Source organism: Yinghuangia sp. YIM S09857, assembly GCF_051388915.1.
In the GTDB taxonomy this organism is placed as follows: domain Bacteria; phylum Actinomycetota; class Actinomycetes; order Streptomycetales; family Streptomycetaceae; genus Yinghuangia.
This window is the reverse complement of the sequence record NZ_JBPKBH010000007.1, coordinates 57293-69295: the sequence shown is the minus strand read 5'-3', so window position 1 is coordinate 69295 and position 12003 is coordinate 57293. Positions and strand designations below refer to the sequence as shown.

14 protein-coding genes are annotated in these 12003 nt (G+C 70.5%); 7 read left to right on the top strand and 7 right to left on the bottom strand.

Going from position 1 to position 12003, the window contains the following annotated elements:
* Window positions 1-723: 723 nt before the first annotated feature.
* Complete coding sequence (locus ACRX5S_RS16610; RefSeq protein WP_436773711.1) at window positions 724-948, bottom strand: hypothetical protein; 225 nt, start codon at window positions 946-948, stop codon at window positions 724-726.
* A gap of 280 nt (window positions 949-1228) precedes the next feature.
* Between ACRX5S_RS16610 and ACRX5S_RS16605 the strand changes: the two genes are divergently transcribed.
* On the top strand, window positions 1229-1873 hold the full coding sequence (locus tag ACRX5S_RS16605; RefSeq protein ID WP_436773710.1) for a helix-turn-helix domain-containing protein: 645 nt from the start codon (window positions 1229-1231) through the stop codon (window positions 1871-1873).
* 79 nt (window positions 1874-1952) lie between these two features.
* Here ACRX5S_RS16605 and ACRX5S_RS16600 read toward each other — a convergent pair whose 3' ends face one another.
* The 5 genes from ACRX5S_RS16600 to ACRX5S_RS16580 all read right to left on the bottom strand — a co-directional run bounded on the left by ACRX5S_RS16600 (window position 1953) and on the right by ACRX5S_RS16580 (window position 5882).
* Window positions 1953-2363, bottom strand: coding sequence for a nuclear transport factor 2 family protein (locus tag ACRX5S_RS16600; RefSeq protein ID WP_436773709.1), 411 nt, complete (start codon window positions 2361-2363; stop codon window positions 1953-1955).
* A 52-nt stretch (window positions 2364-2415) separates the two neighbouring features.
* Window positions 2416-3702 (bottom strand): MFS transporter, encoded by a 1287-nt coding sequence (locus ACRX5S_RS16595; protein ID WP_436773708.1) that lies wholly within the window; start codon window positions 3700-3702, stop codon window positions 2416-2418.
* Window positions 3703-3944: 242 nt separating this feature from the next.
* The gene (locus ACRX5S_RS16590; protein WP_436773707.1) at window positions 3945-4130 is read right to left on the bottom strand and encodes a hypothetical protein; all 186 of its coding nucleotides are present in this window, start codon (window positions 4128-4130) and stop codon (window positions 3945-3947) included.
* Between the two features lie 76 nt (window positions 4131-4206).
* Entirely contained in the window at window positions 4207-4779 is a 573-nt protein-coding gene (locus tag ACRX5S_RS16585; RefSeq protein ID WP_436773706.1) for a GNAT family N-acetyltransferase, read from the bottom strand.
* Window positions 4776-5882 carry a hypothetical protein gene (locus tag ACRX5S_RS16580; RefSeq protein ID WP_436773705.1) on the bottom strand — a complete coding sequence of 369 codons (1107 nt, stop codon included), beginning with the start codon at window positions 5880-5882 and terminating at the stop codon, window positions 4776-4778. Before ACRX5S_RS16580 ends, ACRX5S_RS16585 begins: the two co-directional genes overlap by 4 nt.
* A 499-nt stretch (window positions 5883-6381) precedes the next feature.
* Here ACRX5S_RS16580 and ACRX5S_RS16575 point away from each other — a divergent pair, with 499 nt between their 5' ends.
* From ACRX5S_RS16575 to ACRX5S_RS16560, 4 genes are all read left to right on the top strand, one after another.
* On the top strand, window positions 6382-6594 hold the full coding sequence (locus ACRX5S_RS16575) for a hypothetical protein (protein WP_436773704.1): 213 nt from the start codon (window positions 6382-6384) through the stop codon (window positions 6592-6594).
* A gap of 89 nt (window positions 6595-6683) precedes the next feature.
* On the top strand, window positions 6684-6809 hold the full coding sequence (locus ACRX5S_RS16570) for a hypothetical protein (protein ID WP_436773703.1): 126 nt from the start codon (window positions 6684-6686) through the stop codon (window positions 6807-6809).
* On the top strand, window positions 6809-7894 hold the full coding sequence (locus ACRX5S_RS16565; RefSeq protein ID WP_436773702.1) for a methyltransferase domain-containing protein: 1086 nt from the start codon (window positions 6809-6811) through the stop codon (window positions 7892-7894). Before ACRX5S_RS16570 ends, ACRX5S_RS16565 begins: the two co-directional genes overlap by 1 nt.
* A gap of 23 nt (window positions 7895-7917) precedes the next feature.
* Window positions 7918-8205 (top strand): DUF6087 family protein, encoded by a 288-nt coding sequence (locus ACRX5S_RS16560; RefSeq protein WP_436773701.1) that lies wholly within the window; start codon window positions 7918-7920, stop codon window positions 8203-8205.
* Window positions 8206-8449: 244 nt separating this feature from the next.
* Here ACRX5S_RS16560 and ACRX5S_RS16555 read toward each other — a convergent pair whose 3' ends face one another.
* Window positions 8450-9646 (bottom strand): hypothetical protein, encoded by a 1197-nt coding sequence (locus ACRX5S_RS16555; protein ID WP_436773700.1) that lies wholly within the window; start codon window positions 9644-9646, stop codon window positions 8450-8452.
* 247 nt (window positions 9647-9893) lie between these two features.
* Between ACRX5S_RS16555 and ACRX5S_RS16550 the strand changes: the two genes are divergently transcribed.
* Together ACRX5S_RS16550 and ACRX5S_RS16545 are read left to right on the top strand one after the other, a co-directional pair.
* On the top strand, window positions 9894-10868 hold the full coding sequence (locus tag ACRX5S_RS16550) for an exonuclease domain-containing protein (protein ID WP_436773699.1): 975 nt from the start codon (window positions 9894-9896) through the stop codon (window positions 10866-10868).
* Window positions 10865-11986 (top strand): amidohydrolase family protein, encoded by a 1122-nt coding sequence (locus tag ACRX5S_RS16545; RefSeq protein WP_436773698.1) that lies wholly within the window; start codon window positions 10865-10867, stop codon window positions 11984-11986. Before ACRX5S_RS16550 ends, ACRX5S_RS16545 begins: the two co-directional genes overlap by 4 nt.
* Window positions 11987-12003 lie beyond the last annotated feature (17 nt).

Below are 12003 nucleotides of genomic sequence, written 5' to 3'. Positions count from 1 at the left end.
CCCCCCCCCCCCCCCCCCCCGGGGCAGCGACTCCGGGCGCGGTCGTTCCGAAAGATCACGTCAGAGCCCGAAGGCCTTCGTGACCTCGAATTCCGCATCGTTCCGTGGTGTTCCATGTCGTTCCGGCTTGTTCCGAGCTGTTCCGAGGTGTTCCGTCGCGTTCCCATCGGTTCCATTTCGCGACCACTTTCCACATCCCGAGCAATTCAGGGTAAGGTGGGGTTGTGTGTTTGGTGGAGTGTGTTGCACACTCTAAGTCATAAGGTCCCGTAGTCACGGGAATGGTGGACGAATCTTGCCCTGACGGGGGTCGCATATGCGCGCCGTCGGGGAGCGGTCCGTAGTGCTCAGGCGCTCGGGCGATGCATGCTCATACGGACGCGGCCGGGGTGCGCCGCGGCTTTCGTGGAGAGGGGGTCGTCTTGGCGCAGGCAAGCACGGCCCTGGTGGGGCGTCGTCGCGTTTCCCTGCGATCGGAACGGCCCGATGGCGCCGCGGCCCGGTCGGCCGACACGCGCCGGGGTCCATCGCGTACGTTGACGCACGCCGCCGCCATGTGGGGCCCGTAGGCCCCGGAGCCGCCCGTTCCCGCGCTCGGGGGATCGTGCGCAGGAACCCGTGGTTTTGGACGGCGGGTGTTCCCGAAGGCCTTGTTTCTCTTGACCGGGGCGGGCGTCGGGGCAAAAGAAGGGGCCCTCTGTTTAGCGGCAGAGGGCCCCTTTGTCATGCCCGCGAGGCGTTCGGTACCTGATTTTTGAGTGCCTGGGCAGGGATGCCCTCCTCTGATTCCTTGGCAATGCCGCCGAGGCGTCCGCCGCTCGCGAATCCCGGGCATTCTGTGCTGTGCCGTAAATGCCCCGGGTGCTTTCTCGAAATTTTCCCGGTTTTCGCGATGGCGAGCCGCCGAAGATCATTTTCCGACCCGTCCGAGCGCGTCTGGAAGATCATCTGCGGTCGCTCCCCTGTGGCCGACGGGAAAGAGCCCCACGTCCGGGGGGCGAGGTGTCCTTGCGCGAAGCGGACATCGAGTGCAATCCTAAAAGTTGCCTGCATCCCGCTGCGCATCCTGGGATGTGGGCCCAGCAGTATCCCGGACAAATCGTCCGCCCCGGTCAAGGGGAATTCCGCAAGGCCGTTCCGACCCGCCCCACCCCGCCCCGCCGTCCGAGCCCGCTAACTCGGACGGCGGGGCCGGGGCGGAAAAGGCGAGTCGGGGAAGGAGCATTAAGTGGCCCACCAAGTCACGCGTCCGCCCGAACCGTCCGAGCCGCCGAAACCGGGTGCGGTCGCGATTCGGCAGGCGTTCGCGTACGAGTTGAAACGGGTGCGCCGGGCCGCCGGTGAACCCTCGTTCGGCGTGCTGGTCGAGCGGTCGAGGATCGCCGACCGGTCCGGCAAGGGCGCGCGGCTGTCGAACGGGACCCTCTCACGGGTGCTGAACGGCAGCGTGGAGGCGTCCTGGCCGTTCACCGAGGCCTTCCTGGACGCGCTCGGGATGGACCCGCACACCATCCAGGCGGTCTGGCTGCCGCGCTGGATCGCGATGCGGGACGCCCTCGACCCGCTCGGCGAACCCCTCGGCGGGCCGCCCCACGGCACCACCGCACCGAGCCTGCCGAACCCCGCCTCCGCGGCGCCCGTCAACGGCGCCCCCGTACCCACTCCCGCACACGCCGCGCAGGTCGGCTGCCCCGCATGCGGGCTCCTGGTAGCGGACGCGGAGCAGCACCTGAAGTGGCACCGCGAGTGGCAACACGTCCCGGCTGCCACCGCCCCGGACGAACACCCGGACGCAGCAGGGGAGTCGACCGTCCTACGCCTACTTCCCGGCGGCACCCCCACCGACCGCGGCCCCCTCCGCGACGTCCTCTGACCCCAACGCACAGTGCAGAAGGAGCCGCCGAGATCCCGTCCCGGCGGCTCCGCCGCACTCCGGCGTCCCGGGTGCTGGGTCAGGCGTCCGGGGTGAGGGCTTCGGTGGCGGCGTTGGGGTTGTAGAACTCCTTTTGGTGGGCGATGAGGCCGTCGCGGAAGTGGACCACGGAGATGTAGGTGTTCGTGTACGTCTTGCCGGTCGTCGTCACCTTGCCCTCGCTGGTGAACTCGGCGATGAGGGTGTCCGGGTCGGCGGTCTCGTGGATCTTCGTCACGGTGACGCGGATCTCGAAGATGCCGAGGGCGCCCCGGAGATAGTCGGCGACGGTCTGGCGGCCTTCGATGCGCGCCGGAGGGGCGGCGTACGGGAACTCGAAGACGGTGTCGTCGGTGTAGTGCGCCATCTGGGCGTCGACGTCGCCGACGGACGTCAGGGCCGCGCGCAGGGTGGCGGCGTTGCGGGTGCGGATCTCCGGGGTGTCGTTCATGTCGTGATCGTGGAGATCCGAGCCGCAGAAGGCAAGGGCTGTCAGGGGGCGGCTACGCGGCCACGGGGACGGGATCCGGGTGGTCGGGTGCCAGGACGGGCCGGGTCTCGGGCAGGGCCAGGAAGCAGAGCAGGCTGACGCACGCGATCGCGGCCAGGTACGCGGCGACGCCCCACGGTGTGCCGCTCCCGCGCGACAGCTCGGTGGCGATGATGGGGGTGAGCGCGCCGCCGAGGACTCCGCCGAGGTTGTACGCGGTCGAGGCGCCGGTGCAGCGTACGCGCGGCTCATACAGCTCCGGGAGGTACGCGCCGAGCACCGCGAACATGGTGATGAAGCCGAGCATCGCGACCACGAAGCCGGGGATCATCAGCATGGGCTCGCCGGTCTGGAGCAGCGCGACGAGCGGGAAGGACCACAGGAGTACGACCACGGTGCCGACGAGGCAGAGCGGTTTGCGGCCGTAGCGGTCGCCGAGCATCGCGACGAGGGGTGTGCAGACGCCTTTGACGGCGACGGCGGCCATGATGCAGGCGAGCATCGTCGTACGGCTGACTCCGAGGTCGTGGGTGCCGTGGTGCAGGGACCACGTGGTGGTCATGTAGAAGACCGCGTAGCCGACGGACAATCCGCCCGCGGTCAGGAGTACGAGGCGCCAGTGGTCGCGGAAGACTTCGACGAGCGGTACGCGGGAGGTCTTCTGCTGGGCCGTCAGTTCCCGGAAGGCCGGGGTCTCTTCCATGGACGTGCGCAGCAACAGCCCCACGGCGACCAGCACTCCGGCCGCCCAGAAGGGGATGCGCCAGCCCCAGGAACGGAACTGAGCGTCCGTCAGCGTCGCGGACAGTACGAGCATCACGCCGTTCGCGAGGAGGAATCCGACGGACGGCCCGGTCTGCGGGAAGCTCGCCCACAGTCCGCGCCGCCGCGCGGGGGCGTGCTCGGTGGCGAGGAGGACGGCGCCGCCCCACTCGCCGCCCAGGCCGAGGCCTTGCAGGAAGCGCAGCGCGACCAGGAGGAGCGGCGCGGCGATGCCGATTTGGGCGTACGTGGGCAACAGCCCTACCAGGACTGTCGCCAGACCTGTCATCAGGAGGGAGGTGATCAGAACCGGGCGTCGGCCGAGCCGGTCGCCGACGTGGCCGAAGAGCAGGGAGCCGAGCGGGCGGGCGACGAAGCCGACGGCATAGGTCGCGAAGGCCGCGAGGGTGCCGGCGACGGGCGAGAAGGAGGGGAAGAAGAGGGGGCCGAGGACCAGTGCGGCGGCCGTGCCGTAGACGAAGAAGTCGTAGAACTCGATTGCGGTGCCGGAGAAGGAGGCGAGGGCGATGCGGAGCATCGAGACGGCGGGAGGGGGATCAGTGACCTGGGGGCGTCGGTCTGAAGTGTCTTTGAGGACTTGCGAGTTGGCTGCGGTACGGGCGGTGGGGACTCCGCCGGCTCTGGCGGAATCGGCTTGGGACATCGCGTTGTTCTGGGTCTGCTGCGGGGGACTGGACTCGGGATCGTGAATATTTGTCGATTCAGTCACATGCGAAGCAACGATCCGGTCGCGTGGTGGTCACCCGTCCGCCACCCGGATTAGTGCAAACGGGTTCCGGGGAGCGGGAGATCGTGTGCGGTGTCGAACACCACGATGGTGCGCGCACCGTCCTCGGCCGCATCAGCGGCGGACAGCGGTGGTTCGGTCGCACGCCACCACCGGCTCCTTTCGGGAAGCGTGGCGCCGTGCGCGTACCCGACCGCCTCGCGGCCGTCCCAACCCACCACGCACTCCCATCCCGAGAGCGAGGTCTGCGAGGCTAGCCGCTTGCTCGATCACCTGTCCGTCCGGGGTTTGGACTCAGTCAGCCTGACGCCGCATCATGACGTACAACGGTGCAGCGTCCCAGGGCCTCGACGGGCCCAGGGGCTTGTATCCCTCGGCCTGCCAGAACGCCATCGCCGCGTCCGCCTCGGGCCGTGCCGTAAGCGTCGTCCGCTCTCCGCGCCACGGTCCGATCAACGCGGCGTGCATCGCCCGCCCGAGGCCGCGCCGTCGGTACGGAGCCCGGATGGCGAACTCGATCACCGCGAACGTGCGCCGTCCGTCCTCGGCCATCTCCTCGGCGGGCAAGGGCTCGTGCATCCCCGACCACCACCGCGACCCGGCGGGCAGTGCGATCCCGTACGCCATGCCGACCGTGCCGACGTTCGGCACCCGGGCGATGACCAGGGCAAACCCGTCGGCCTCCATGTGGCGTGGCCACGTGCCCGCAAGCCACTCGGCGACGTCTTGGGGCCCTTCGTTGTACGGCTCGTCGGCGTACACCTCGGCATAGGTGCCTCGAACGTCTTCCGTGTGCGGCTCGGCCTCGGCCCTGCCCACGTAGCGGCTCAACGTCCAAGCGGGCACGGTGGTTTCGGATGTGCTCATGCGGTGGTCGCCTCTCTCGCAGCGGTACGGATCATGTCGGCCGTGGCGCGGGCCTCGGCCGCGTCGACAGCGTCCAGGCGGTACGCGATGCCGCGAAGGCCCTCACGCACCCGTTCTGACGCCACCTCGGGAAGCTCGGCGGCCAACAACCGCGCGTGCTCGCACGCTTCGTCCGCCTCACCGGCGCTGATCAGTCGTGTGGCCAGCTCGACCCGGTACAGCGTCGAGTTCCGCGCGAAGCCGTGGGCGCACTGGTCGAGCGCGTGGCGCGCCGATGCCGCGGCGGCCTGTGCGCGTCCTGCCTCGGCGTGGCTCCTGCCTTGTGCGAACGCGATTTCGGCGCGGCCGTGGAAGGCGAGCCATCCGGGTTCCGGTTCTCGGGGTGCATCGTCCAACACCCGCAGCGACCCCGCCATCGCCGCCGCCGCGCCCGACGGGTCACCGAGACGGAACAACGCACGCGACTCGCGGACCGCGAGCAACGACCGCAGTGACGGCGACGCGTCGCGGCCGGCCACCCGCTGCGCCGCGCGCAACAGGTTGAGCGCGTCGCGGGGCCTGCCATACGCGATGTGGTGCAGAGCCATGGACGCCAGCACTTTGACCTTGAGTTCCGCGTCGGCGATAACGTCGGCCGTAGTCAGCGCCTCGCCCCAGAAGGCCAGTGCGTCACCCAGGAGCGAGGAGTCGAAGGACAGCCAGGCGCAGCGCTCCGCGAGCTCCCCGGCCATCCATTGGAGTTCGTGGCCCACCGGATCGTCGTAGCTGCCGGTGTTGATGAGCCTGCGCACCCGCGCCAGGTGTCGCACGGCGATGGTCCGCACCTCGCTTCCGCCGTGCGCGTCGTCGATGGCGTCCAGCCCGGCAAGCGACGTGTGCAACTGCGCGATGTGCTCGGGCCCCACGCGCGGCCCCAGTTTCGTGTCGACGGAGGAAGGCAAGGGCGCGAACACCCCTGGCGCGGTTGCGGCAAGGGTGCCGGTGACGAAGGTTCGGCGATTCACGTCGTCTGTCTCCGGTTCGGACTCTGCGGCCGTCGTGGGCGCCGGGGCCAGATAGGGCGGCGGAGCGAATCCGAGAGCGTCGACCGGTGCACTGAACATGGCGTTCAGTACGCGGCGCGTGTCGTCGCCCGGCCACGGCGGCGACGCCGACTCCCACCGGCGAACCTGCCGTACGGACACCGACAACCGCATGCCGAGGTCCAGCGCCTTCCGCCCGAACGCGGCGCAAAAGACTTCCTGTGTCCGCCATCCGTGCGCGGTACGTGCGTTGACGAAAATCGGATTCGCCGGCGGAGACGTCCGTCCCATAGCTGTGCATCCCCCGATACGGCCAGTAGTTGCCCTCCACGGTACGGCCGCAATGAGGTGTCGAGTACTGGGACGTCCGGCTCGTGTCCGCGTGATGTCCGGCAGCGTCCGGTCCGGTGGCCTGTACCTCCTGGCCGCTTGCTCGTTGACTGAAACCAGGACGCCCGGGGCCCCGTCGCCGACACCCGACCGCGTCACCCCTGGGCGTCCACCGAGCCGCAGCGCCGCGCGCATGAGCAACCCCCGTCGCAGGTAGGGGGCGCTGCACCTGAAGTCGAAGGGCAACGCGATGAGTGAGGCAACACCCGCCATTCAGGCGGCGCGTAACACACCCGCTGTCGGGGCGGTGCTCGACACCGTGTACGGGCGGCAGCAGGTCATGGATGTGCTCGGCCACCCGCACGACCGGCCCACCGTCTACCTGCGGCCTGAGCGCAGCGGATCCGAATGGACCGTTGCCGTGGCCGAGTTGCCCGGCGTCCTGCGCAAGGAGGCCGGGTGACCCCGGCGCCCCCGGACCGCAGCACACCACCCCGCCCCGTCAGGGCGGAACCAAGGAACACAGCCCGTACGAACCGGAAGGGGAGCACGATGGGCACACGAGGGAAGCCGAACGACTCGCAGCCGTCCGGGCCGCCGAACGACGCCGACGGCCAGAGCACCACTGTCGGTGGCGGTAACACCGGCACCCGACGCAGGCCGAAGGACGACAAGTAGTGACACCTACCGACAACGCGTCGGTGCGACTGCTGGGGAGGGACCGCACGCCGTTCCTCCCCGGCGTCGTATGGGCGTGGGAAAGTAGCGGCCTTGTCAGGCTCGACCGGCGCGAGGATCCCATCGAGTGGCAGTCCGCCGCTGCCGGCGACCGCTTTCTGATCACCCAATGGGACGATGGCGCGTCCGAGGACACGGGCGGGGTGGCGTCGTGTTCGGCGTCCATGCCAACGGTGGTCGTCAGCATGCTCGATGCCTGCGACGTGCGTTCGGGAATGCGCGTTCTGGAGATCGGCACAGGGACCGGGTACACGGCCGCGCTTCTCAAGGACCGTGTCGGTGACGGCGGTTCGGTGGTGTCGGTCGAGGTCGACCCGGTCTTGGCCGTCGAGGCGCGCGCCCGGCTCGACGGTGTCGGCGTCGACGTGGAGGTGATCTGCGGGGACGGTGCCGAGGGTTGGGCGATCGGTGCCCCGTACGACCGCGTCCACGTCACGTGTGCGGTGCGGCGCATCCCGACGGCGTGGCTCGACCAGTGCCCGCAGGGCCGGATCATGCTGCCTTGGGGTGCGCCGTTCAGTCAGACTGAGCACGTCGTCGGCCTGGACGTTGCCGATGGTCGGGCCGTGGGACGCTTCGGCGACGGCGTGTCGTTCATGTACCTGCGTTCCCAGCGCCCCGACCGGTGGCCGGACGACTGGCCCGAGGTCGGCGAGCCCCTCCCGGCCGGCGCGCCTGGCGACGAGGTTGGCGAACCACTCGGCGGATTCGGGGAGTTCGTCGTCGGTGCAATGATGCCCGGGGTGCGCCATCTGGTGGCTGACGACGACACACCCGGAGTGCGGGATCTGTGGCTCGCCCGCGACGACACCTACGCCGTCATTGCGTTCGGGGACGGTCACCCGACCACTCTCGCGGGCGACTCTGCGCTCGGGCGTACGTACCTCGACGCCGTCCGCTGGTGGCACGACCACGGCCGCCCGGAAGCGTCCGGGTTCGGCCTTGCCGTGGTCGCCGCCGGCGAACGGGCCGGGCAATCCGTTTGGTTCGGAACGCCTGACGGCCCGACGTGGCCTCACCAGTAGAGCGCAGGTTGCAGGGGAGTGGCATGGACGACGAACCTCTGGAGCAACGGGCGCGGCGGCGCGAGAAGAACCGCCGGCCGGTCGGCCGGCGTCGTGCTGTTGTCATCGGCGACACAGACTATGCCGCATCCCACGTCCACCCCGACCGGCCCCGCGCGATCGAGGAGTGGGACGGGTACCAGTGGGTTCCCGTGACCATCGTGGACGACTACGCGGCGGCACAGCGGTTCCTCGCCGCCACGTCGCCGCCCGCCACGGAGGGGACGGGCCGACACCGCGACGTCGCCCGAGGGCGGCACCGCAGGACCTGACCGTCGTCCGTACGCGCACCGGCCCCGATCGGCTGGAGTGGGACCCGCGCGTATGTGTCAGCCCGGCATCGGGCGGAGTCGCTGATTCGTCCAACTCGCGGCCTGTGAAGCCGATTTCCTTCCGCATTCGCTTGCGGACGACTGCCTCGCCGCAATGCTGTGGCGGCTCGACCATGGGTGTCCTGACGCCGACGCGGCAGGCAAGCGGGTTTGGTTCGGTACAGCGCACCCATCTGACAGCGCGTCACACCGGCGGTGCGCCCGCGCGGATTTGGTGCCAGGTGTGGGTGGTGAGCGTGTTGCGGTCCGCGTTGCGGAGGGCTCGGCGGAGGGTCCAGGCGGGGGCGGCGAGGAGGCCGGTGGTGAGTGCGAGGAGGATCGGGATGGTCCTCGGTTCGCGGCGGGGGGACAGGAGTTCTTCGGTGCTGTCGCGGTACGCGCCGCGGCGTACCGTCGCGTTCCACAACTCGCGCAGCACGGCGACGCGCCCCCGCTCGCCCGCACCGAGGAGGCCTTGCAGGAACTGGTGGGTGGACGCCCCGGATTCGGCGGACGGCAGCGAGGCGGGCGACTGGCCCAGCGAGACGCCGATCAGTGCGCCCAACAGGTCGACGCCGGACAGTGCGGCGTTCGTCGGCTCGACCAGGCGGGGGTTCACGTCGATCCAGACCGGACCGTCGTCGGTGAGGATGCCGTCCATCGACAGTGCCCCGTGCCAGCCGATGTGCGCGCCGAGCATGGTGATGTGTTCGCGCAGGACCGCGAGGACGAGACCGCGCTTCGCTGACGCGCCGCCGCGGCTGCCGGGGGCGGCGTGGACGTACGCGTGCATCGCCACCAGGCGCCCGCTGTCGAACACCGACTGGACACTGACCACCGGCCCCCGCACCGGCTCCTGGACGAGGACGCGCCCGCCGCCCGCGAACACCCCCTGTACCTCAAGCCGGTCGGCCAGGCGCAGCAGCTCCTCGCGGCGGGTGATGGGGAACACGCCGTTGGATGCCGTGCCGATCGGCAGCTTGACGTACATCGGCGGGTCGGACACCTGACGAAGGGCCTCCGCGGAGCTCACGACCGACGCCTCCGGCTGTGGCAGGCCGATCTCGGTGAGCGTGACGCCCGCGGATATCTTGTCCTGCACCCGTTCGAGTGAAGCGAAGCGCGGTACGGCCACGCGCGCCGCGAGGGCCGAGGCACCCGCGTCCGCACGTGCCAGCACCGCCACCTGCTCACCCGTCGGGAGCAGGACGTCGTGTCCCTCGGCGTGCAGCACCTTCGAGGCGGCGTCCAGCCACCCCCACGGGTCCGCGCCGTAGGCCGGGACCGGGTACACCCGCGTCACCGCTGGCGGCAGCCGCAGAGGTGGACGGCCCGGAGGCGCCAGGACCTCGACCTCGTGTCCCGCCTGCCGCAGGAGCACAGCGGCTTGGCGTGAGGTCATACCGAAACCGTCGGAGAGCAGTACGCGCACGCGCACATCCTGGCACTGCGGGCGCCGCGCCGTGGAGGGGCCTCGGCGGGGAAGCGCGTGCCGTACCCTCCGACGTCGTTGGCAGCGCGTAGCGTGGTGATGATCGTGACGCATGGTGAACCGACGTACCGAGCGAGGTAACCAGCCTGTGGCCACCAACCGATATGGCGCTGCCTGTGCCACCTGTTCGACGTATGTCCCGCCCGGGGAAGGGGTGTTGACGCGCGTCGGCGGAGCGTGGACGACGTACTGCCGCAACTGCGAGCCCAAGCCCGCGGCCCCGGCCCGCGGGACTCACGAGGGTTGGCATCAAAGGCAGTTGGCGGCGTTCGACCTGGAGACGTCCGGCGTGGACGTCTCGTCGGACTTCATTGTCACCGCGGCGGTGTGCGACACGTCGGGCGTACGTCGGAGGTGGCTCGTCCATCCGGGGGAGCGTGAGATCCCCGAAGAGGCCACGGCGGTGCACGGGATCACGACCGCCCACGCGCGTGAGCACGGGCGGCCCGCCGTCGACTGCCTGGACGAACTGGCCGACGTGCTCGCGGGGTACCTCGACGCGGGTACGCCGGTGGCGGTCTACAACGCGGTGTTCGATCTGTCGCTGCTGGAGGCGGAGTTGCGGCGCCACGGCCGCAAGACGCTGGCCGAACGCACCGCGGTGATCGGCCCGATCATCGACCCGCTGCTCATCGACAAGCACGTCGACCGCTTCCGGCGCGGCAAGCGCACTCTGGAGGCGACGAGCGCCTTCTACGGCGTCACGCTCGCGGACGCGCACACAGCGGACGGGGACGCCGAGGCGTGCCTGCGGCTCGCGGTCGAGTTGGGCGCGCGCTACCCGAAGGTCGCGGCGCTCGACGTGCGGACGCTGCACAACGAGCAGCGGGCGTGGGCCGCGGAACAGGCGGCGTCGTTCCAGGCGTACCTGGACCGCACGAAGCCTGGGCACGGCGAACGCATCGCAGGGGAATGGCCGGTGACGCCCGCGGCCCACTCGGCCAAAGGAGTTCCGGTGGCGGATCCGTTGGCGGGTGTGGCGCCTGATGGCGCGGCTGAGACCGGGGATCGCACCGTAAGTGGCAGCGCGGAAACGGGAATTGGATCGTTCCCGGGAGCCCGCGCCGACGCCGACACCGCCCTGACGGACGGTCGGATCGGGGAACAATCCGGCCGGGAAGGAGTGTCGTGAGCGACAACGAGAGCCGGAGAGCGGACGCGCGAGGGGCGGAGCCCCTGCACGTCCTGGGCCCGATCCTCGTGGGCCCCGACGAAGTCCGGGACGAGCTCTGGGTGTTGGACGGTCGCATCACGTTCGAGCGGCCTCGGTTCACCGCCGGCGAGGCGGCGACCGTACGCGGCTGGGTGCTGCCGGGCCTCGTGGACGCGCACTGCCACGTCGGCCTCGACGCGCACGGCGCCGTCGACCACGACACGAGCGAACGCCAGGCGCTGACCGACCGCGACGCGGGGGCGCTGCTGCTGCGCGACGCCGGTTCGCCCGCCGACACCCGCTGGATCGACGGCCGCGAGGACCTGCCGAGGCTCATCCGCGCGGGCCGCCACCTCGCGCGTCCGCGCCGCTACATCCGCAACTACGCGCACGAGATCGAACCGGGGGACCTGACCGCGTACGTCGTCCAGGAGGCCCGGCGCGGCGACGGCTGGGTCAAGCTGGTCGGCGACTGGATCGACCGCGACCGCGGCGACCTGGCACCGTGTTGGCCGTACGACGCCCTCAAAGAGGCCATCGACGCCGCGCACGCCGCGGGTGCCCGGGTCACCGCGCACTGCTTCTCGGAGGAGTCCCTGCCGGACCTCGTCGCCGCCGGGATCGACTGCGTCGAGCACGCCACCGGCCTCACCGAGGACATGATCCCCGAGTTCGCCGCCCGTGGAACGGCGATCGTCCCGACGCTCGTCAACATCGACACCTTCCCCGGCATCGCCGACGCCGCGGCCGCCAAGTTCCCCGAATACGCCGCCCACATGCGGGCGTTGCACGCGCGCCGCTACGCCACCGTGCGGGCGGCGTACGACGCCGGAATCCCCATCTATGTGGGCACCGACGCGGGGGGCTCCCTGGCCCACGGCCTCGTGGGCCACGAGGTGGGGGAACTGGTGCGCGCCGGACTCCCCACGGCCGCGGCCCTCTCCGCCGCCGTCTGGTCCGCGCGAACCTGGCTCGGCCACCCAGGCATCGAGGAGGGCGCCCCCGCCGACTTCGTGGTCTACGACGCGGACCCCCGCGCCGACGTGACAGCCCTGCTCTCTCCGGCGAAGGTCGTGCTGAGGGGACTTGCCCGCTGACCGCACAAGGCGCAACT

Coding starts and splice junctions, on each gene's coding strand:
- ACRX5S_RS16610 (WP_436773711.1), bottom strand. CDS start 948: ATGATCTTCCAGACGCGCTCGGACGGGTCGGAAAATGATCTTCGGCGG.
- ACRX5S_RS16600 (WP_436773709.1), bottom strand. CDS start 2,363: ATGAACGACACCCCGGAGATCCGCACCCGCAACGCCGCCACCCTGCGC.
- ACRX5S_RS16595 (WP_436773708.1), bottom strand. CDS start 3,702: ATGCTCCGCATCGCCCTCGCCTCCTTCTCCGGCACCGCAATCGAGTTC.
- ACRX5S_RS16585 (WP_436773706.1), bottom strand. CDS start 4,779: ATGAGCACATCCGAAACCACCGTGCCCGCTTGGACGTTGAGCCGCTAC.
- ACRX5S_RS16580 (WP_436773705.1), bottom strand. CDS start 5,882: ATGTTCAGTGCACCGGTCGACGCTCTCGGATTCGCTCCGCCGCCCTAT.
- ACRX5S_RS16575 (WP_436773704.1), top strand. CDS start 6,382: ATGAGTGAGGCAACACCCGCCATTCAGGCGGCGCGTAACACACCCGCT.
- ACRX5S_RS16570 (WP_436773703.1), top strand. CDS start 6,684: ATGGGCACACGAGGGAAGCCGAACGACTCGCAGCCGTCCGGGCCGCCG.
- ACRX5S_RS16560 (WP_436773701.1), top strand. CDS start 7,918: ATGGACGACGAACCTCTGGAGCAACGGGCGCGGCGGCGCGAGAAGAAC.
- ACRX5S_RS16555 (WP_436773700.1), bottom strand. CDS start 9,646: ATGACCTCACGCCAAGCCGCTGTGCTCCTGCGGCAGGCGGGACACGAG.